21 protein-coding genes and 1 pseudogene are annotated in these 18,367 nt (G+C 60.6%); 15 read left to right on the top strand and 7 right to left on the bottom strand.

Annotated elements, in window-relative coordinates:
- Position 1 precedes the first annotated feature (1 nt).
- Both AC3IX1_RS17115 and AC3IX1_RS17110 read left to right on the top strand, forming a co-directional pair.
- The gene (locus AC3IX1_RS17115; protein WP_489385082.1) at positions 2 to 757 is read left to right on the top strand and encodes an HvfC family RiPP maturation protein; all 756 of its coding nucleotides are present in this window, start codon (positions 2 to 4) and stop codon (positions 755 to 757) included.
- Between the two features lie 20 nt (positions 758 to 777).
- Positions 778 to 1,092, top strand: a pseudogene (locus AC3IX1_RS17110) (DUF6124 family protein); the annotation flags it as partial.
- Positions 1,093 to 1,283: 191 nt separating this feature from the next.
- Here AC3IX1_RS17110 and AC3IX1_RS17105 read toward each other — a convergent pair.
- Positions 1,284 to 1,724, bottom strand: a complete 441-nt coding sequence (locus AC3IX1_RS17105) for an NUDIX hydrolase (RefSeq protein WP_489385081.1) — start codon at positions 1,722 to 1,724, stop codon at positions 1,284 to 1,286.
- A gap of 88 nt (positions 1,725 to 1,812) precedes the next feature.
- Positions 1,813 to 3,186, bottom strand: a complete 1,374-nt coding sequence (ppnN, locus tag AC3IX1_RS17100; RefSeq protein ID WP_489385080.1) for a nucleotide 5'-monophosphate nucleosidase PpnN — start codon at positions 3,184 to 3,186, stop codon at positions 1,813 to 1,815.
- 216 nt (positions 3,187 to 3,402) lie between these two features.
- On the opposite strand from ppnN, the gene AC3IX1_RS17095 reads away from it, so the two are divergent.
- Both AC3IX1_RS17095 and AC3IX1_RS17090 read left to right on the top strand, forming a co-directional pair.
- Entirely contained in the window at positions 3,403 to 3,930 is a 528-nt protein-coding gene (locus tag AC3IX1_RS17095) for a DUF3087 domain-containing protein (RefSeq protein WP_489385079.1), read from the top strand.
- An 84-nt stretch (positions 3,931 to 4,014) separates the two neighbouring features.
- Positions 4,015 to 5,559 carry a sensor domain-containing diguanylate cyclase gene (locus tag AC3IX1_RS17090; protein WP_489385078.1) on the top strand — a complete coding sequence of 515 codons (1,545 nt, stop codon included), beginning with the start codon at positions 4,015 to 4,017 and terminating at the stop codon, positions 5,557 to 5,559.
- Between the two features lie 36 nt (positions 5,560 to 5,595).
- Here the strand turns inward: AC3IX1_RS17090 and AC3IX1_RS17085 are convergent, their stop codons facing one another.
- From AC3IX1_RS17085 to AC3IX1_RS17075, 3 genes are all read right to left on the bottom strand, one after another.
- Entirely contained in the window at positions 5,596 to 5,958 is a 363-nt protein-coding gene (locus AC3IX1_RS17085; RefSeq protein WP_489385077.1) for a DUF2784 domain-containing protein, read from the bottom strand.
- 60 nt (positions 5,959 to 6,018) lie between these two features.
- Positions 6,019 to 6,894: a 4-hydroxy-tetrahydrodipicolinate synthase gene (gene dapA / locus AC3IX1_RS17080; protein WP_489385076.1), complete on the bottom strand. Its 876-nt coding sequence runs from the start codon at positions 6,892 to 6,894 to the stop codon at positions 6,019 to 6,021.
- A gap of 285 nt (positions 6,895 to 7,179) precedes the next feature.
- Positions 7,180 to 8,115 (bottom strand): sensor domain-containing diguanylate cyclase, encoded by a 936-nt coding sequence (locus AC3IX1_RS17075; protein WP_489385075.1) that lies wholly within the window; start codon positions 8,113 to 8,115, stop codon positions 7,180 to 7,182.
- Positions 8,116 to 8,282: 167 nt separating this feature from the next.
- Here AC3IX1_RS17075 and AC3IX1_RS17070 point away from each other — a divergent pair, with 167 nt between their 5' ends.
- From AC3IX1_RS17070 to AC3IX1_RS17060, 3 genes are all read left to right on the top strand, one after another.
- Positions 8,283 to 8,981, top strand: coding sequence for an AzlC family ABC transporter permease (locus tag AC3IX1_RS17070; RefSeq protein ID WP_007978998.1), 699 nt, complete (start codon positions 8,283 to 8,285; stop codon positions 8,979 to 8,981).
- Complete coding sequence (locus AC3IX1_RS17065) at positions 8,981 to 9,292, top strand: AzlD domain-containing protein (RefSeq protein ID WP_489388754.1); 312 nt, start codon at positions 8,981 to 8,983, stop codon at positions 9,290 to 9,292. Before AC3IX1_RS17070 ends, AC3IX1_RS17065 begins: the two co-directional genes overlap by 1 nt.
- Positions 9,293 to 9,356: 64 nt before the next feature.
- Positions 9,357 to 9,503, top strand: a complete 147-nt coding sequence (locus tag AC3IX1_RS17060; RefSeq protein WP_177336464.1) for a hypothetical protein — start codon at positions 9,357 to 9,359, stop codon at positions 9,501 to 9,503.
- 60 nt (positions 9,504 to 9,563) lie between these two features.
- Here the strand turns inward: AC3IX1_RS17060 and AC3IX1_RS17055 are convergent, their stop codons facing one another.
- Positions 9,564 to 10,244, bottom strand: coding sequence for an SOS response-associated peptidase family protein (locus AC3IX1_RS17055; RefSeq protein WP_489385074.1), 681 nt, complete (start codon positions 10,242 to 10,244; stop codon positions 9,564 to 9,566).
- Positions 10,245 to 10,382: 138 nt separating this feature from the next.
- Between AC3IX1_RS17055 and AC3IX1_RS17050 the strand changes: the two genes are divergently transcribed.
- The gene (locus AC3IX1_RS17050; RefSeq protein ID WP_489385073.1) at positions 10,383 to 11,282 is read left to right on the top strand and encodes a polysaccharide deacetylase family protein; all 900 of its coding nucleotides are present in this window, start codon (positions 10,383 to 10,385) and stop codon (positions 11,280 to 11,282) included.
- A gap of 119 nt (positions 11,283 to 11,401) precedes the next feature.
- Entirely contained in the window at positions 11,402 to 11,641 is a 240-nt protein-coding gene (locus tag AC3IX1_RS17045) for a DUF1652 domain-containing protein (RefSeq protein ID WP_056723537.1), read from the top strand.
- Positions 11,642 to 11,647: 6 nt separating this feature from the next.
- Here AC3IX1_RS17045 and AC3IX1_RS17040 read toward each other — a convergent pair whose 3' ends face one another.
- The gene (locus AC3IX1_RS17040) at positions 11,648 to 12,532 is read right to left on the bottom strand and encodes a LysR family transcriptional regulator (RefSeq protein ID WP_489385072.1); all 885 of its coding nucleotides are present in this window, start codon (positions 12,530 to 12,532) and stop codon (positions 11,648 to 11,650) included.
- Positions 12,533 to 12,659: 127 nt separating this feature from the next.
- Here AC3IX1_RS17040 and AC3IX1_RS17035 point away from each other — a divergent pair, with 127 nt between their 5' ends.
- The 6 genes from AC3IX1_RS17035 (at position 12,660) to benB (ending at position 18,367) form a co-directional block, all read left to right on the top strand.
- Positions 12,660 to 13,799: a muconate cycloisomerase family protein gene (locus AC3IX1_RS17035; RefSeq protein WP_477799364.1), complete on the top strand. Its 1,140-nt coding sequence runs from the start codon at positions 12,660 to 12,662 to the stop codon at positions 13,797 to 13,799.
- 10 nt (positions 13,800 to 13,809) lie between these two features.
- Positions 13,810 to 14,100 carry a muconolactone Delta-isomerase gene (gene catC / locus AC3IX1_RS17030; RefSeq protein ID WP_460123246.1) on the top strand — a complete coding sequence of 97 codons (291 nt, stop codon included), beginning with the start codon at positions 13,810 to 13,812 and terminating at the stop codon, positions 14,098 to 14,100.
- A 55-nt stretch (positions 14,101 to 14,155) separates the two neighbouring features.
- Entirely contained in the window at positions 14,156 to 15,085 is a 930-nt protein-coding gene (catA, locus tag AC3IX1_RS17025) for a catechol 1,2-dioxygenase (RefSeq protein WP_489385071.1), read from the top strand.
- A 212-nt stretch (positions 15,086 to 15,297) separates the two neighbouring features.
- A complete protein-coding gene (locus AC3IX1_RS17020) occupies positions 15,298 to 16,257 on the top strand; it encodes an AraC family transcriptional regulator (protein ID WP_489385070.1) in 960 nt (319 codons plus the stop codon).
- A 260-nt stretch (positions 16,258 to 16,517) separates the two neighbouring features.
- The gene (gene benA, locus AC3IX1_RS17015) at positions 16,518 to 17,882 is read left to right on the top strand and encodes a benzoate 1,2-dioxygenase large subunit (protein WP_489385069.1); all 1,365 of its coding nucleotides are present in this window, start codon (positions 16,518 to 16,520) and stop codon (positions 17,880 to 17,882) included.
- Positions 17,879 to 18,367, top strand: coding sequence for a benzoate 1,2-dioxygenase small subunit (gene benB, locus AC3IX1_RS17010; protein ID WP_489385068.1), 489 nt, complete (start codon positions 17,879 to 17,881; stop codon positions 18,365 to 18,367). Before benA ends, benB begins: the two co-directional genes overlap by 4 nt.

Below are 18,367 nucleotides of genomic sequence, written 5' to 3'. Positions count from 1 at the left end.
CGTGGAGAAGTCGAGTCTTTTGCATCAACAAACCACCCTGGGCCTGTACCTGCGTGACCCTGAACACAACGCGCCACCCACCGAAATGGACCCGGCGCGGGCACAGGTTTACCGGGACCTGGTGTTTGCCAACCTGTCTTCGTTGCTCAGTGGCACTTTTCTGGTGCTGGTGAAGATTCTGGGGGATGAACGCTGGCGTTCGCTGGTGCGGATCTTTCTGCGGGACTACCGCGCTCGCACGCCGAAATTTGGTGAGATTGCTCAGGAGTTTGTCGAGTTTCTCGGGGCCGGGCCTCTGGCGTTGAGCGATGGGTCGTGGCCGCCGTTCATGGTCGAGCTGGCGCATTACGAGTGGGTGGAAATGGCGCTGCAACAGTCTGACGCCGAGCCTCTGGTTGGCGGTGATGCCGCGTTGCTGCTGGATCGGCCCTTGCAGGTGTCGCCGCTGGCCTGGCCGTTGGTTTATGCCTGGCCGGTGCAGCAGGTGGGGCCTGATTATCAGCCGGACGTTTTACCTGCTCAGCCGACCTTGTTGCTGGTGCGTCGTGCCGAGGAATGGAGTGTGAGGTTTTCTGAACTGAGTCCGTTGGCGTGGCGGTTGTTGCTGCGAGTTGGTGAGTTTCCGGAGTTGACCGGGCGTGAGCAGTTGCAAGGATTGGCGGTCGAGGCGGGGATGGTTGGGGATTTGGCTTTTCTGGAGGGTGGGTTGGCTTTGTTGCGGCAGATGCATGGGGAGGGGGTTGTTGGGGTTGTTTGATCCGTTACAGGAGCTCCACCATGTTCAAACCCACACCCAATCCCCCCGAATCAGAAACCGATACCACTCAACGTGCATCCGGTCTGCACCTCAAACCCGCCATCCTCAAAAACAACGCACCGCACAATCCCAGCACGATGTTCATCATCGCCCCGAACATCGACACCGAAAGCCTCTTGGCCCACGCCTGTGAATCGCTGGCTTCAGCAAGCGTGATGGCGACTGATTTCGCCACGTTTCTGGACGGCCCCCAGCGCAGCATGTTGCTGGGTATCCAGCAGGTGATCATGCTGGCCGACCTGGCAGTCAACCGCGCACTGGATAATGTTGCCCCCGCTGGATTAACCACTGAGCCTTTGTGGCGAGGGGGCTTGCCCCCGTTGGGCTGCACAGCGGCCCCAAAACAAGCTATGCGGTTTGTCAGGTACACCGCGCTGAATGGATAAACGACTGCTGCGCAGCCGAACGGGGCGGTGCGGCGGCCCGACAAGCCCCTCGCCACAGGGGTTGTGTTCGCGTGTACGCTTCAGGCGTTTTCCAGCATCTTGATCAACTGCTCTGGCCACACCGTTTCTCGGGTCTCTCGCAGTTCGGCTACGGACCACCACTTATGGTCCGCCATTACCCGGACTTCGTTCGCCGTCCACCCCTCACGGGACAGGCGTTCACTGTCGGTATGAACCACAAAATACCGCTCAACCGACAGCACCGTTTCACCACTGGGCAACATCATCGGAAAACGCCGCTCTGCAACGCTGGCTCCCACGGTAGTGACATTCAGTCCGGTTTCTTCAAACAGTTCACGAACCGCCGCAGCCTCGAAGGATTCACCTTGCTCAAGACCTCCACCGGGTGTCGCCCAGTGGCTTTGGCCAGCGAGGGCATCGTTTTTGTGTTGGAAGTGAAACAGCAGAACCTGTCGCGAGGGATTGATCACCAGCAGTCTGGCGGAATTGCGTTGGCGCATTTTTTCTTTCCATGGAGTGCCGCGAACCGCAGCTTTCACTGCGGTTCGCGACGGTAAAGCTCATGTCGGCATTTCTACGCCGAATTTGTTACGCAACGACTCGATAACACGGCACATACGCCGCGCCACCCGGCAGTTTCATGCGGTGCTGGGCGACGAAGGCTTTGAGCAGCAGGTCCAGCGGTTGCATGATCGCCGCGTCGCCACGGATCTGGTAGGGCCCGTGCTCTTCGATCAGGCGGATGCCCTTGTCCTTGACGTTGCCGGCGACGATGCCGGAGAACGCTCGGCGCAGGTTGGCCGCCAGTTCATGGGGTGGCAGGTCGAGGCTCAGTTTCAGGTTGGCCATGTTTTCGTGGGTCGGGTCGAACGGGCGCTGGAAGCCTTCGTCGATTTTCAGCAGCCAGTTGAAGTGGAACGCATCGTTGCGCTCGCGGCGGAACTGCTTGACTGCCTTGAGGCCCTGGGTCATCTGCCGCGCCACTTCGGCCGGGTTATCGATGATGATCTGGTAGTGCTGCTTGGCGGCGTCGCCCAGGGTGGCGCCGACGAACGCGTCCAGTTGTTCCAGGTACGGTGCGGCATGTTTCGGCCCGGTGAGGATGACCGGGAGGGGCAGGCCTTCGTTGCCCGGGTGCATCAGGATGCCCAGCAGGTACAGGAATTCTTCCGCCGTGCCGGCACCGCCCGGGAAGATGATGATGCCGTGGCCGACGCGGACGAAGGCTTCCAGGCGTTTTTCGATGTCTGGCAGGATCACCAGTTCGTTGACGATCGGGTTCGGCGCTTCGGCGGCGATGATCCCGGGTTCGGTCAGGCCCAGGTAGCGGCCGCCGTGGATGCGTTGCTTGGCGTGGGCGATGGTCGCGCCTTTCATCGGGCCTTTCATCACGCCGGGGCCGCAACCGGTGCAGATGTCCAGGCTGCGCAGGCCCAGTTCGTGGCCGACTTTCTTGGTGTATTTGTATTCTTCGGTGTTGATCGAGTGCCCGCCCCAGCACACCACGATCTTCGGTTCGACGCCGGGACGCAGGGTGCGGGCGTTGCGCAGCAGGTGGAAGACGTAGTCGCTGATGCCCTGGGAGCTGCTCAAATCGATGCGTTGGCTGTCGAGTTCGTTTTCGGTGTAGACGATGTCACGCAGGGCGCTGAACAGCATTTCCCGGGTGCTGGCGATCATTTCGCCGTCGACGAAGGCGTCGGCCGGGGCGTTCAGCAGTTCCAGGCGCACGCCCCGGTCCTGCTGGTGAATGCGGATTTCGAAGTCTTTGTAGGCTTCAAGGATGGTCTTGGCGTTGTCGACATGGGCGCCGGTATTGAGGATGGCCAGGGCGCATTGGCGGAAGATGTTGTAGGTGCTGCCGGAACCGGCTTCGCTCAATTGCTGGACTTCCCGTTGCGAGAGCGTTTCCAGGCTGCCTTTGGGACTGACGGAGGCGTTGATAACTTGGCGTTGGGTCATTCATTGATCCTTAAAACGATGCCATTCACACAGCAACTACGAATGGCATCCGAATAATGTGTATTCATGAAAGAAGATGGCACGAACTGCGCGGTCTTGCCATGTCCCCGGCTTGACGATGAAAAGATGAAAAGGTGCCCCAGCATAGCTAAATCCCGCGCAGAGGCGATAATGGCCCGCTGTCTTTCTGTCCCGGACCCAAGGAAACCCGACGCAATGTTCGAAATCCAGCCGATGAACGCCGACACCTACCGGCAACAGGCACGGCGCAGCACGGTCATCATTGCCCTGATCTTTCTGGCGCTGGCGATGGTTTTCTCAACGGCCGCGGTGGCGCTGTTCGGCGAGCCTGGGGGCGACAACCTGCGTTTCAACGTCGGTGGTGTGTTCGTTGCGGTGCTGGCGATGGCGGTGCTGATGCGCAAGGTATTCTGGCACCAGGAATGGATGGCGCCGGCGGTCTACAGTTGGCAACTCAAGCGCAGCCTGATGAGCGTTACCAATGTCATGCATCATGTAACGGCGGCCGTGGAAAAGGGCGATCCGGTTGCGATGAAGCTGTTGCGTTTCTACCATTTGGGGTTGAACCAGATGCATCAGCTCGACGGCAACTCCAGCGACCACGGCCAATTGATCCGCGAAACGGATCAGCACGAGGAACGAATGCAAGCGCTGGGCATCGATACCGAACAGACGCGGCTGGATCCGGCATGGCTGGAGGCGGTAAAGCCGGTCAGGGGCTAACATCATTGCGAGCCTGGATCAGGCATTGTGAGCAAAAGCGGCGATCAGGAAGGTTCGCGCTGTTACCAACAATCAGGGAGCACCATGGGACAACCGTCGATCCACGATCATATTGAAATGCTCCGGCCAGCCGTGCCCCGGCTCAAGGTCCGCTCGGCGGTGACCCTGCTGGTGGCGGTGTGCCTGTCGATGGTGGTTCTCGTGATCTGGGAAGCCTGGAGCTCACGCCAGTACCACCTGCAGGACAAGGAAGTGGCGATGTCCAACCTTGCGCAGACCCTGGCATCGCAAGCGCAGGCCACGATCAAGCAGGCCGACACGTTGTTGTTCACCCTGGTCGACCGTCTGGAACAGGACGGTGTGGATCAATCCCGGCTGCCGCTATTGCTCAACGCCCAGCGCAGTGAGCTGAGCCAGCTCCACGGTGTCTTTGTTTTCGACGAAAAAGGGCAGTGGATCGCCAACTCCAATGGTGCCGGCCAGACCGGCGTCAACAATTCCGACCGCGAATACTTCATCTTCCATCGCGATAACCCCAGCCGTGGGCCGCACATCGGGCCGTCGATCAAGAGCCGTTCGACCGGTGAGTGGATCGTGACGGTTTCACGCCGGGTCAATCATCCCGACGGCAGCTTCGCCGGGGTGGCGCTGGCGTCGATTTACCTCAGCCATTTCCTGCTGCTCTACGACAGCATCGACATGGGCAGTAACGGCGTGATCAACCTGATCGCCGACAATGCCACCGTTGTCATTCGCAGACCCTTCAAGGAGGCGGATATCGGCACCAGCCTCGCCAAGAGCCCGTTGTTCACCCAGTTGTTGCCCAAGGGCGACGCAGGTACGGCCACGATCAGGTCGATCATCGACGGCGTCGAGCGGGTGACGGGCTATCGCCGGGTCGAGGGTTATCCGCTGATCGTTTTTACCGCGGTGAACAAGGATGAAGCGCTCGACAGCTGGCGCAAGGAGACGGCGCTCAGCGCTGGCATCGTCACGCTGTTGCTGGGTTTTCTCGGGGTACTGGGGGTTCGGCTAATCAATCTGATGAAGCAGCAGAACCTGGTGCAGGTCGAGTTGCTGGACACCCAGGACAAGCTCCTGGAGGTCAATCGCAACCTCGAAGGCCTGGCCCTCAAGGACGCGTTGACGGGGCTGGCCAACCGGCGTCAGCTCGACGCTTTCATCGATGCCGAAATGGGCCGTGCCCGACGCAGCCAGTCGGAGTTGGCGTTGCTGATGATTGATGTCGACCATTTCAAACCCTTCAACGACCGCTACGGCCACCTGGCCGGTGATGAGTGTTTGCGCAAGGTCAGTGCGATCATCACCGACAACATCAAGCGCCCCGGTGACCTGGCCGCCCGCTATGGTGGCGAAGAGTTTGCCGTGGTGCTGCCCGGCACCGACTACGTCGGGGCATTTCTGGTGGCGGAGAAAATCCGCCGCGCGGTACTGCTGGCCGACATTGCCCATAGTGACAGCCCGGAAGGCACCGTAACCGTCAGCGTTGGCGTGTGTGCCTGCAATGCTGCTTCCCAGGTCCATCCCGAAGACCTGATTGGTGCGGCAGACAAGGCGCTATACGTGGCCAAGGCCAGTGGGCGCAACATGAGCGTGATTGCCAACTGAGGGGCAGCAAGCCGGTCCGTCAGGCTGGTTGAAGATTCAGACGGCCCATCGCTTGATCAATCGAAGATAGATCAGCACGTTGATCAGCAACACCACGACGCCCAATCCCAACTGAATGCCGGGTGTCAGGCCCGCCGGGTAAATCACCGGCCAAATGTAATGCTCGATGAATCCACCGCCATAGCCGGTTTGCCCGGCTTCATGGCGCATGCGGTTTTCCCAGTCGGTCAGCGGGCAGGGCAGGTGGAGCAACTCCACCGCCACACCCCAGACGGCGGCGGGCGGATGCCACCAGATCAGGTGGCGCCATTTGAGCACCAGCAACCCGCCGAACAACACAAACACAATGAACAGCAAGTGGAACAGCATCAGCCCATCGGCGGCGATTCGGTACAGCATGACGGTGCCCCTGAAGGCTGAACGAATCGCTCCATGGTACTCGGGCCGCAGGCCGGCGCTCTATCGATTGTCGTGATCCAATGCCCTGAGCACGTCCTTCAGATGCTCGGTCATCGATTCACTGCTGCGTTGCATGGGCGCGCGCAGTTCGTCACCGATCAAGCCTTCCAGGGCCAGCGCGGTTTTCACCGGGGCCGGGTTGGGCTCCAGGAACAGGCTGTTGATCAGCGGCAGCAAACGGAAAAACGTGGCGCGGCCTTCCGCCAATTGGTTGTCGCGGATCTGCCGGTGCAACTGCACGAACAGTTCCGGATGGACATGCGCCGACGCGGCAATCGCGCCTTTGGCGCCCAGGCACAGGGCATTGAAGATCTGGTTGTCTTCTCCGCACAGCACGTCGACATGGCCGCTATTGAGCAAGGCGAGGGTGTTCGAAAAATTGCCGCCGCAATCCTTGATGGCGACGATCCGCTCGTGGGCGACGATGTTGAGCAGGGTCGCCTGTTCGAAGGCCACACCGGTACGGTAAGGGATGTCGTAGAGAATCAGCGCAACGCTGGAGGCATCGGCGACCGTACGAAAAAACGCTTCGAGGCCGGCCTGGGATGGGCGGATGTAATACGGTGCCGGTACCAGCAGGCCAGCTACCGGGCGCTTGAGGATCTCGCTCTGGAACTGCAACAACTCGGTCAGGTTGTTACCGGCCAGGCCCATGACCACCTGTTGCGCCGGCACCAGCTCCAGCACCGCATCGAGCACCGCCAGTTGCTCATGCTTGCCCATCGCCGCCGGTTCGCCGGTGGTGCCGCAAACGATGAGGCCGTCGACACCTTTTTCCAGCAGATGGCTGACCAGCCGGCGCAAGCCGACAAAATCGATGGCGCCGTTGTGGAAGGGTGTGACCAGTGGAACCCAGATACCTTGAAACGCTGACATGCACTTTCTCCTGATGGTTGACCGATTTCGTCACCGTCAGGGGCATGGAAGGAAAGTAAGCAAGGGGAGGGTGGTCCGTTGCGCTCAATGTCCTGTCAGCTCATCTGACGGGACAGCGCGCCCCGGTCACATGAGCGACTGTTTCTTCGATTTGAGGGCGTGCGCAACGCAACCTTGCGCCTTGGCAATCAAGCCAATGACGGAAGAGTCGAGATTGAAGGTTGCGGACATACTTGCTTACACCCTGAGTGAGGCGCCCAGTTTTAAAAGGCGGAGCGCCGTTTGTCAATCACGAAAATCAGCGAACTCTGCACGCATCCGGCCATTGTGCTTGGCCTGGTAGAGCAGATGATCGACCTGTTCGACGAACTCCAGGGCCGTCGCGTGCATCGACGCCAGGGTGGTGCCGACGCCGAGGCTGACACTCAGCAGCCTCGACACGTTCGAGAACTCATGGGGGATCTGCTGCTGGCGAATCAGGTGCAGGCACTTGTGCGCCACCAGCCGCGCGGACTCGGCATCGGTTTCCGGCAGCAGCCAGACAAACTCTTCACCACCGATCCGCGCGATGAAATCCCGTGGCCGGTTGGCCGCCAGGGATAAGGTTTGAGCGACGCGACGCAGGCATTCGTCGCCCTTGATGTGGCCGTAATGGTCGTTGTACTGCTTGAAGTAATCGATATCCAGCACGATCACCGACAACGGCAAGGCAGTGCGCTGGGCATTGTTCCACTCCCGTTCCAGCACGGTGTCGAACATGCGCCGGTTGGCGATGCCGGTCAGGCCGTCCTGGAAGGAATACTCTTCGAGCTGTTTTTGCAGGCGGACCAGGTGCTCTTCGGTTTTCTTGCGCTCGCTGATATCGAACATGAAACCCACCAGCGCCTCGACTTCGCCGTCCTTGCGCACCACATGCACCACATCGCGGATCCAGACGTACTCGCCGCTTTCAGTGAGTGCGCGATAGTCGGCCTCGTGATCGATGCCGGCGCGCGATTGCGAGAGGCAGACGTCCATCACGTAGTCGCGGTCATCCGGGTGCATGCGCTCGACCCAGTCGTTGACCGAGGCCCAGCTGTGCTGTTTCCAGCCCAGCAGCTCTTCGATCTGTGGCCCGATGTAGCTGAACGTCATGGTTTTCCAGTCGATGCGCCAGGGAATCGCCCGGGTCGACTCAAGCAGGGTTTTATAAACGTCGCTGTCGGTTTCCACTGAACTCATGAAGGGCCTGCCTCGATGAAAATGCAGCGCCATCATGTTGTTACCACTTTGGTGAATCAAGCGGGCAACCGATGAATGGCACGCCGCGTATCAGTGAGCAAGATTGTTCAAGCCTTCGGCCGCGACTGCTGGCAAAGTCTGGGGTCTATCCCTGTCTGTAGAACGTTATGTCCAACTCAATCATGCCGCGCAGTGCCTTTTTGCGCGGTGCTGCGGCGATCATGCCGTTGTCCCTGGCCACCGCGCCCTGGGGCTTGCTGGCCGGTTCCATGGCCATCGAAGCCAACCTCACGCCCCTGCAAGGCCAGGGCCTGTCGAGCATTGTGTTTGCCGGCGCCGCGCAACTGGTGGCCATCGGCATGCTCAAGGGCGGTGCCGGGATTTTTTCGATCCTGCTGACCACGCTGCTGCTGACCTCCCAGCATTTGCTCTACGGGATGAGCATGCGCTCGGTGATTTCGCCCTTGCCGGGGCGCTGGCGCGCGGGCCTGGGGTTCTTGCTCACCGATGAGCTGTTCGCCCTGACCAGCCAGCACGACAAACAGCAGTTCAACCGTTGGTACGCCCTGGGCGTGGGCCTGACGTTCTACATCGCCTGGAACCTGTTCACCCTGGCGGGCATTGTGCTCGGCAGCAGCATTCCCGGCCTTGAACACCTGGGCCTGGATTTCTCCATCGCGGCGACCTTCATCGCCCTGATCACCCCGGTGGTGCGCAACGTGCCGACTGTGGTGTGCGTGGCGGTGTCGCTGTTCTGCTCGGTGCTGTTCAGCTACTGGCAATGGGGCTCGGCGCTGGTGCTGTCGGGGCTGGCGGGCATGACTGCCGGGTTTGTCTGCAATAAATTCTACGGTGGCCGCACATGATGGTCTGGGCATTGATTATCGGAATGGGCGTGTTGGTGTTCCTCAACCGCTATGTTTTTCTGGAACCGCGACTGCCGCTACGCTTGAGCAGCAATGCCCGGCAGTTCCTGGGGTTTGCCGTACCGGGCATGTTGACGGCCATCTGCGGGCCGATTGTGTTCATGCCGGAAAAACAGCTGAACCTGCACTGGGACAATCCCTACCTGATCAGCTCGCTGGTGGCGGTCGCACTGGTGCTCTACACGCGCAATACGTTGCTCAGCATGCTGTTGAGCATGGGCTTCTTCTTTTTGCTGCGCTGGTGGCTTTGAGCGGGGCAGGGGAACTGATCTAAGCTTAAGTTGATGACCGATCCCTTCAGGAAGAGAGGTGAACATGGCCAATGAACCCAAGCAACCGGACCTGGAAGAAGACGAGGACGAACCCACGGAAGAAGAGATTGAGCAGCAGAAACGTTCGATACCGGACTGGAAGCATCCTGACGACGGTAAGGAATTGTCAGAGCCTGACCGCAAGTTCTGAGCGGCACGGGAATCCAACGAAGCCTCGCCATTGAGCGGGGCTTTGTCGTTATCGACAGATTCATGGAACTTCCTTGATCAGCGCGGCGCCCTGGTTCCTGACATTGCCAACGGCACTGTCGACCTTGTACCACTCGAATACATCACTGACCTCGCCCTGGGATAATGCCATTTCCTCGGCTCGCTCCTTGGGCGTGGCCGGGTCCAGCCATTCCCGCGCCAGTTCGGGCGAGAACACCACCGGCCGCCGGTCATGCACGTCAAGCATGCCGCCCGCGCTGTCGGCCGTCAGGATGACGAAACCGTCGTGCTCCCTGTGAGGCGCTCCGCCGATGGGGTACTGGCCGATGGCCGCGCAGAAAATCGGTGCCCGATTCCGCCGCCGGATCAACCACGGTTGCTTGTTGGCCTCACCGGTGTCGACCCATTCGAACCAGTTATCAATCGGGCAGATCGCGCGATGGGGCCAGATCGCCCGGAAGTACGGGCCGTGGGCGACTTTCTCGACCCGGGCATTGACCGGCTCCGTGCGATCCGTCGCCCAGTGCGGTCGCCAGCCCCAGCGCACGGCGTCGGCATGCAGCCGCTCGTTTTCCAGGTGCAGCAGGGCGAGTTGCGTGGTGGGGGCGGCGTTATAGTGCCCCAGGGGTTCGTTGCCGACGCGATTGATCAGCGCGTCGGGGATGCTCAGCACCGCTACGAAGTCGTGGATTCCACGGTATTGCGACAGTCGTCCGCACATGGCCTGACACTCCGGTTAAGACGCTCCGACCGAAGCTTTGAGTTTAGTTGCTCGCGGCGAAACGGGCCTGGCAAGCACCGGAACCAAACCCTGTGTACCCTATCCAACCGACCGTGATGGTCTGGCCCAAGGCAAAAGATGAAACCATTGTTCAAGTGTTTGACGGTGTGCGCCCTGGCAGTGGGTCTGCTGGGTTGTATCGCAGCACCGATTGAAATGACTCCGCGGACCGAACAGCGTTTGCAGGCGCAACCCCCCATCCGTTTTCTGCTGACCTTCGATGACGGTCCCAGTGCCTCGAGCTGGTGGAACCCGACCGTCACGGTGCTCGAGAGCCTGGCGCAAAACCCGCTGCAACCGGGCATCAAAGCCGTGTTCTTCGTGCAAACCCGTGCACCGCGGGCGGGTGGCAGCGAGTTGGGCCGGGACATCATGCGGCGCGAACACGCCGAAGGTCATGTTCTGGGGTTCCATACGGCGACGCCCAGGCACACCAATCATCGCTCGCTGGAGCCGCAGGAGCTGGAACAGGCCCTCACCGATGGCAGCGCCGACATCGCCACGATCACCGGCGCTCCGCCAACCCTGTTGCGCCCGCCATTCTGGAACTACGACAAACGTACCTTTGCCGCTTATCAGCAGCATGGCCTGCACGTGCTGCTCACCGACTTGAGCGCCAATGACGGCAAGATCTGGGGCTTCAACGCCAGCCCCCGGCGCCGGTCGCACATGCTGCGTTCGATGTCCGAAGTTCGCGAACGCATTGCCCGCGGCGAGTTACCGGTGGTCGATGGCGTGATTCCGGTGGTGGTGACCTTCCACGACCTCAACCGCTATACCGCCCGGCATACCCGTGAGTACCTGCAGATTTTGCTCGACAGCGCCCGGGAGACCGGGGTGAAAACTGCCGACAAACCGTTTTACGACGATCAGGCTGCGCTACAGCGGGCGGCCATGGCGCGAACCGTGCGCGACGATTCGCAGCCGGTGGAATTGCCGGGGTTCTGGAACTGGATCTGGGGTGGTAATTCCCGCTGAATGGCCGGAAATGCGAGCGGTATAACAAAATTGACGGCAATTTACTGGCGCAAAATCGGCAGAGTGTAACTATGCTGAAACGGATCCAACCGAATTGACTGTCGCCCGAGGGACCGGCCATGCTTCCGATTTCAGTTCTTTGCAACATCGTAGAGTCCGGTTTTGAGCCGCTGTCGTGCGAGTGCACGGAGAATCTCGGACTTTTGCGCATCGAAGTCTGCGATCCCGTCACCAAGCGAGTGGAGCTGTTGATCAGCGGTGTTTCGACGGCGGAGCTGACCAGCGTGCGCGCCATCTCTGACTTTGTCGGCGAGTTGCGTACCGAAATGAAGGCAGGGCGCCGGGCGTTTGCGGGCTGATTATTGTCAGCCTCGCGGCAGCAGCTCATCAATCATCCGCAAACAGTGGTTCAACCCCGGTGACACATCGCCCACCCGTCGGCTGAGAATGATCGGCGAGGTGGCGTTGTCTTCCAGCAGCGGGGTGAAGCCGATGTCGTCGCGGTGCAGCAACTGCACCGAGGCCGGTACCAGCGTGATCCCGATGCCTGCCCCCACCAGCCCGATCGCCGTTTGCAGCTCGTTGGTCCATTGCGCGACGTGGATGCTCACGCCGTAGGACTCGAACAGGGCAATCACATGGTCGGCGTAACTCGGCCGTGGATTGCCGGGGTACAGCACAAAGGGTTCCCTGGCCAGATCCCGCAGGCTGATGGGGCCGGCAAGCAACGGATGGCCGGCGGGCAGGGCGGCGACCAGGCGGTCTTCGGTGAGCACGGTCTGGATGATGGCCGGGTCGTCGATACGGATTCGGCCGAAACCGATGTCGATCCGACCGGCCTTGAGCGCCTGCACCTGTTGCAACGTGGTCATTTCCGACAGCCCCAGCTCCAGCTCCAGTGGCTCACCACTGCGTAACCGCCGGATCAGTTCCGGCAGCACGCCATACAACGTTGACGGCGCAAAGCCGATACCCAGCCAGGTCTTTTCACCCAGGCCGATACGCCGCGTGTTCTCGCAGACCTTGTTCAGTTGTTCGAGCAGGGCGGTGGAGTGCTCATGGAAAAACCGCCCGGCGTCGGTCAACTTCAGCGGTCGGCCGCGCTCGAGCAGCATCACCCCCAGTTCGTCCTCCAGTTGTTGGATCTGCCGGCTCAAGGGCGGCTGGGCGATGTGCAGCAACTCGGCCGCGCGGGTGAAGTTGAGGGTTTGAGCCAATACCTGGAAATAACGCAGGTGACGCAGTTCCATGGAACCTCCAGACGCGGATCGGTTGCATACCTTTAAGGTATCAAGTCAGACCAATTCTATATTGGCTTCAGGAAAAAAGCCGTACGAGAATCGATTCCAGAACTTCAAGAACCTGACGGGTATCGAAATGCTTGCAACAGCCATTGAGTCGATCGAGACGATCATCGTCGATCTGCCGACCATCCGCCCGCACAAGCTGGCGATGCACACCATGCAGAACCAGACCCTGGTGATCATCCGCGTGCGTTGCGCCGACGGCATCGAAGGCATCGGCGAATCCACCACCATCGGTGGCCTGGCCTATGGCAATGAAAGCCCGGACAGCATCAAGACCAACATCGACACGCACTTCGCACCGCTGTTGATCGGCCAGGACAGCAACAACGTCAACGCTGCCATGTTGCGCCTGGAGCGCAGCATTCGCGGCAACACCTTCGCCAAATCCGGTATCGAAACCGCACTGCTCGATGCCCTGGGCAAACGCCTCGGCCTGCCGGTCAGCGAATTGCTCGGCGGTCGTGTTCGCGATGCGCTGCCGGTGGCCTGGACCCTGGCCAGCGGCGACACCGAGAAGGACATCGCCGAAGCGGAAAAAATGCTCGACCTGCGTCGCCACCGCATCTTCAAGCTGAAGATCGGCGCCGGTGAGGTCAACCGCGACCTGGCCCACGTGATTGCGATCAAGAAAGCCCTGGGTGACCGCGCCAGCGTGCGGGTCGACGTCAACCAGGCCTGGGACGAAGCAGTGGCGATACGTGCCTGCCGGATCCTCGGCACCAACGGCATCGACCTGATCGAACAACCAATCTCGCGCAACAACCGCGCCGGCATGGCTCGCCTCAACGCCATGAGCCCGGCGCCGATCATGGCCGACGAATCCATCGAATGCGTGGAAGATGCGTTCAACCTGGCCCGCGAAGGCGCGGCCTCGGTGTTCGCCCTGAAGATCGCCAAGAACGGTGGCCCACGCGCTGTATTGCGTACCGCATCCATCGCCGAAGCGGCCGGTATCGCCCTGTACGGCGGCACCATGCTTGAAGGTGGCCTGGGCACCATGGCCTCGGCTCACGCCTTCGTCACCCTGAACAAGCTGGCGTGGGACACCGAGCTGTTCGGCCCGTTGCTGCTGACTGAAGACATTCTCAGCGAACCGCTGGTGTATCGCGATTTCGAGCTGCATGTGCCGAACACACCGGGTCTGGGCCTGAGCCTGGATGAAGAGCGCCTGGCGTTCTTCCGCCGCGACAAGACCATTCATCAAGCCTGAGGAGAGCATTATGCTGTTCCACGTAAAAATGACCGTGAACCTGCCGGTCGACATGAATCCCGAAGCGGCAGCCAGACTCAAGGCTGACGAAAAAGCCCTGGCCCAGCGTCTGCAGGAGCAGGGCAAGTGGCGCCACCTGTGGCGCATCGCCGGACACTACGCCAACTACAGCGTGTTCGATGTCGACAGCGTTCAGGAGCTGCATGACCTGTTGATGCAATTGCCACTGTTTCCGTACATGGCCATCGAGATCGACGCGCTGTGCCGGCATCCTTCTTCCATCCGTGACGATGACCGCTGAGCCCAGCCTGCTCAGTTCGCTACGCTAATAATTACAAGATGAGGAACCCTTCAACATGAACGTCAAGATTTCCCACACTGCCGAAGTCCAGAAGTTTCTCGAAGAAGCCAGCGGCCTGCTCAACGACGCCGGCAATCCACGGACCAAAGCGCTGGTCTACCGCATCCTGCGTGATTCGGTGAACATCATCGAAGACCTCGCCGTGACTCCGGAAGAATTCTGGAAAGCCGTCAACTACCTCAACGTGCTGGGTGCGCGCCAGGAAGCCGGGCTGTTGGTGGCCGGGGTTGGCCTGGAACATTACCTCGACCTGCTGATGGACGCCGAAGACGAGCAGGCTGGCAAATCCGGCGGCACCCCGCGTACCATCGAAGGCCCGCTGTACGTGGCGGGCGCGCCGCTGTCGGAAGGCGAAGCGCGCCTCGACGATGGCGTCGATCCGGGTGTGACCCTGTTCATGCAAGGCCGCGTGTTCAACACCGCTGGCGAACCCCTGGCCGGTGCCGTCGTAGACGTCTGGCACGCCAATACCGGTGGCACCTACTCGTACTTCGATACCACGCAGTCGGAGTTCAACCTGCGTCGCCGCATCGTTACCGACGCCGAAGGCCGCTACCGTTTGCGCAGCATCGTGCCGTCGGGCTACGGCTGCCCACCGGATGGTCCGACCCAGCAACTGCTCGATCAACTGGGCCGTCATGGCCAGCGCCCGGCGCACGTACACTTCTTCATTTCCGCGCCGGACCATCGCCACCTGACTACCCAGATCAACCTCGACGGTGATCAATACCTGCACGACGATTTCGCCTACGCCACCCGTGACGAGCTGATCGCCAGGATTACCTTCAGCGATGACCAGGCGCGTGCGGCGGCCCACGGTGTCAGCGGTCGCTTTGCCGAAATCGAATTCGATTTCACCCTGCAGTCGTCGGCCCAGCCTGAAGAGCAACAGCGCCACGAGCGGGTTCGTGCACTCGAGGACTGATAGCACGACCCTGTGGGATCACCACACTGTGGGAGCGAGCTTGCTCGCGATAGCGGTTTTACATTCAACATCCATGTTGACTGGCACTCCGTCATCGCGAGCAGGCTCGCTCCTACAGGGTGTTTGTGCAACTGGCCGGAAATATCTCAAGGGACTGATGCACTGTTCTAGAATGGCCCGACGCAACCTATAACAACAATGAGAGTGACCCGATGATGCAAGCTCAACTGTTGAGTCAGCGCAGCAGAGTATTCGACCATGCCGACCCTTATGCGGTGTCGGGCTACGTCAATCAGCACGTCGGTAACCACTGCATCCTCATGCCCCGTGCCGGCAGCCCGCTGGCCAGTCTCGACCATCGCAAGTTCGCCAGCCTCGACCTGTGTCGCATCAGCTACGGCGCCAGTGTGCGCGTGACGTCAGGTGCGCTGGACAGCATTTATCACCTGCAAGTGCTGCTGCGCGGCAACTGCCTGTGGCGCGGCCACGGCCAGGAACATTACTTCGCTCCCGGCGAATTGCTGCTGATCAATCCCGACGATCCGGTGGACCTGACGTATTCCGCCGATTGCGAAAAGTTCATCCTCAAAGTCCCGACCCGCTTGTTTGAATCGGTCTGCGATGAGCAGCGCTGGCGCTATCCGGGGCAGGGCGTGCGGTTTCTGGAAAACCGTTATCAGCTCAATGAACTGGAAGGTTTCGTCAACCTGCTGTCGATGATCTGCCAGGAGGCCGAATCCACCGAGCAGATCCCCAGGGTGCAGGAGCATTACACGCAGATCATCGTCAGCAAGATGCTCAGCCTGATGAAAACCAATGTCTGTCGTCTCGAACTGGGCTCGCAGACGGCCACGTTCGAGGCGATTGCCGATTACATCGCCAATAACCTCAAGCAGGACATCGACAGCGAAGCCCTGGCACGCCAGGCGCACATGAGCCTGCGCTCGTTGTACGGACTGTTCGAGCGCAATGCCGGCCTTACGCCGAAAAACTACCTGCGCCAGAAACGCCTGGAACGCATCAACGCCTGCCTGAGCGACCCGACCTGCAACGTGCGCAACGTCACCGAAGTGGCGATGGACTACGGCTTCCTGCACCTGGGGCGGTTCTCCGACAGCTACCGCAAGCAGTTCGGCGAGTTGCCGTCCGATACCCTCAAGCGCCGGCATTGAGTTCACCGCACAACCTGTGGCGAGGGGGCTTGCCCCCGTTGGGTCGCGAAGCGGCCCCCGACTGGATGTCAGTCATACCGCATTTGCAGGACGAACGACTGCTACGCAGCCGAACGGGGGCAAGCCCCCTCGCCACAAGGTTTAACGTCACGCCCCCAACTGCACAAAACGGATAAAGGTCTGCACCCCGCGGATAGTCCGCCCCATCGCCCCGTCCTAGCATGACCCCTGCCTGAACAATAACAATGGAGGCGGCGGCCATGACCCTGCGACCCGAATACGTGCATTCCCTGCTTGAAGACGATCCCGAGCAGGGCCTCTATCGCTGTAAACGCGAGATGTTCACCGACCCCCGGTTGTTCGATCTGGAGATGGAACACATCTTCGAGGGCAACTGGCTCTATCTGGCCCACGAAAGCCAGATCCCCAACATCAACGATTTCTACACCACCACCATGGGGCGCCAGTCGATCTTCATCGCGCGCAACAAGGACGGTGTGCTCAACGCCTTCATCAACGCCTGCAGCCATCGCGGCGCGACCCTGTGCCGGCACAAGTCCGGCAACAAAAGCTCCTACACCTGCCCGTTCCACGGCTGGACCTTCAACAACTCCGGCAAGCTGCTCAAGGTCAAGGATCCGGCCAACGCCGGTTACCCGGCGAGTTTCAACTGCGAAGGCTCCCACGACCTGACCCGCGTTGCGCGTTTCGAGTCCTATCGCGGCTTCCTGTTCGGCAGCCTGAAAGCCGATGTGCTGCCGCTGGTCGAGCACCTGGGCGAGTCGGCGAAGATCATCGACATGATCGTCGACCAGTCCGCCGATGGCCTGGAAGTGCTGCGCGGCTCCTCCAGCTACATCTACGAAGGCAACTGGAAACTCACCGCGGAAAACGGCGCCGACGGCTACCACGTCAGCTCCGTGCACTGGAACTATGCGGCCACCCAGAACCAGCGCAAGCAGCGCGAGGCCGGCGACAGCAATCCGACCATGAGCGCCGGCAGCTGGGCCAAGCAGGGCGGTGGTTTCTACTCCTTCGACAAGGGCCACATGCTGCTCTGGACCCGTTGGGCCAACCCCGAGGACCGTCCGCTGTACGAGCGTCGCGATGAGCTGGCGCAAGACTTCGGCAAGGCCCGCGCCGACTGGATGATCGAGAATTCGCGCAACCTGTGCCTGTACCCGAACGTGTACCTGATGGACCAGTTCAGCTCGCAGATCCGCATCGCCCGGCCGATCTCGGTCAACCGCACGGAAATCACCATCTACTGCATCGCCCCCAAAGGCGAGAGCGACCACGCGCGTTCCAGCCGGATTCGTCAGTACGAAGACTTCTTCAACGTCAGCGGCATGGCCACGCCGGACGATCTGGAAGAGTTCCGCTCCTGCCAGACCAGCTACCAGGGCAGCGTCACCACCTGGAACGACATGTCCCGCGGTGCCGAACACTGGATCGAAGGCGCCGACGAGGCCGCCAAGGAAATTGACTTGCATCCGCTGCTCAGCGGCGTGCGCACCGAGGACGAAGGCCTGTTCGTGCTGCAACACAAATACTGGCAGCAGACCATGCTCAAGGCCCTGGCGGCCGAGCAATCGAAGCTGATCGCCGTGGAGGACGTGCAATGAGCATTTCCTTTGATACCGTGCGCGACTTTCTCTATCGCGAAGCCCGCTACCTCGACGATCGTCAGTGGGACGAATGGCTGGAGCTTTACGCCCCTGACGCGACGTTCTGGATGCCGTCCTGGGACGACAACGACGAGTTGACCGAAGACCCGCAGCGGGAAATCTCGCTGATCTGGTACGGCAACCGCACGGGCCTGGAAGACCGCATCTTCCGCATCAAGACCGAGCGCTCCAGCGCCAGCGTGCCGGACACCCGTACCTCCCACAACATCAGCAACATCGAGCTGCTCGAACAGGTCGACGGACTGTGCAAGGTGCGCTTCAACTGGCACACCCTGAGTTTTCGCTACAAGACCGTCGACAGCTATTTCGGCAGCAGTTTCTACACCCTCGACGTGCGCGGTGAAAACCCGCTCATCAAGGCCAAGAAAGTGATCCTGAAGAACGACTACGTTCGCCAGGTCATCGATGTCTACCACTTGTGA

It is taken from the genome of Pseudomonas sp. KH_046_2 (assembly GCF_057838985.1).
This window is presented reverse-complemented; position numbering and strand designations above follow the sequence as displayed.

Coding starts and splice junctions, on each gene's coding strand:
- AC3IX1_RS17090 (WP_489385078.1), top strand. CDS start 4,015: ATGGGACAACCGTCGATCCACGATCATATTGAAATGCTCCGGCCAGCC.
- catC (WP_460123246.1), top strand. CDS start 13,810: ATGCTGTTCCACGTAAAAATGACCGTGAACCTGCCGGTCGACATGAAT.
- AC3IX1_RS17105 (WP_489385081.1), bottom strand. CDS start 1,724: ATGCGCCAACGCAATTCCGCCAGACTGCTGGTGATCAATCCCTCGCGA.
- benB (WP_489385068.1), top strand. CDS start 17,879: ATGAGCATTTCCTTTGATACCGTGCGCGACTTTCTCTATCGCGAAGCC.
- benA (WP_489385069.1), top strand. CDS start 16,518: ATGACCCTGCGACCCGAATACGTGCATTCCCTGCTTGAAGACGATCCC.
- AC3IX1_RS17065 (WP_489388754.1), top strand. CDS start 8,981: ATGGTCTGGGCATTGATTATCGGAATGGGCGTGTTGGTGTTCCTCAAC.
- AC3IX1_RS17020 (WP_489385070.1), top strand. CDS start 15,298: ATGATGCAAGCTCAACTGTTGAGTCAGCGCAGCAGAGTATTCGACCAT.
- AC3IX1_RS17070 (WP_007978998.1), top strand. CDS start 8,283: ATGTCCAACTCAATCATGCCGCGCAGTGCCTTTTTGCGCGGTGCTGCG.
- AC3IX1_RS17045 (WP_056723537.1), top strand. CDS start 11,402: ATGCTTCCGATTTCAGTTCTTTGCAACATCGTAGAGTCCGGTTTTGAG.
- AC3IX1_RS17035 (WP_477799364.1), top strand. CDS start 12,660: ATGCTTGCAACAGCCATTGAGTCGATCGAGACGATCATCGTCGATCTG.
- AC3IX1_RS17060 (WP_177336464.1), top strand. CDS start 9,357: ATGGCCAATGAACCCAAGCAACCGGACCTGGAAGAAGACGAGGACGAA.
- AC3IX1_RS17095 (WP_489385079.1), top strand. CDS start 3,403: ATGTTCGAAATCCAGCCGATGAACGCCGACACCTACCGGCAACAGGCA.
- catA (WP_489385071.1), top strand. CDS start 14,156: ATGAACGTCAAGATTTCCCACACTGCCGAAGTCCAGAAGTTTCTCGAA.
- ppnN (WP_489385080.1), bottom strand. CDS start 3,186: ATGACCCAACGCCAAGTTATCAACGCCTCCGTCAGTCCCAAAGGCAGC.
- AC3IX1_RS17085 (WP_489385077.1), bottom strand. CDS start 5,958: ATGCTGTACCGAATCGCCGCCGATGGGCTGATGCTGTTCCACTTGCTG.
- AC3IX1_RS17055 (WP_489385074.1), bottom strand. CDS start 10,244: ATGTGCGGACGACTGTCGCAATACCGTGGAATCCACGACTTCGTAGCG.
- AC3IX1_RS17050 (WP_489385073.1), top strand. CDS start 10,383: ATGAAACCATTGTTCAAGTGTTTGACGGTGTGCGCCCTGGCAGTGGGT.
- AC3IX1_RS17040 (WP_489385072.1), bottom strand. CDS start 12,532: ATGGAACTGCGTCACCTGCGTTATTTCCAGGTATTGGCTCAAACCCTC.
- dapA (WP_489385076.1), bottom strand. CDS start 6,894: ATGTCAGCGTTTCAAGGTATCTGGGTTCCACTGGTCACACCCTTCCAC.
- AC3IX1_RS17075 (WP_489385075.1), bottom strand. CDS start 8,115: ATGAGTTCAGTGGAAACCGACAGCGACGTTTATAAAACCCTGCTTGAG.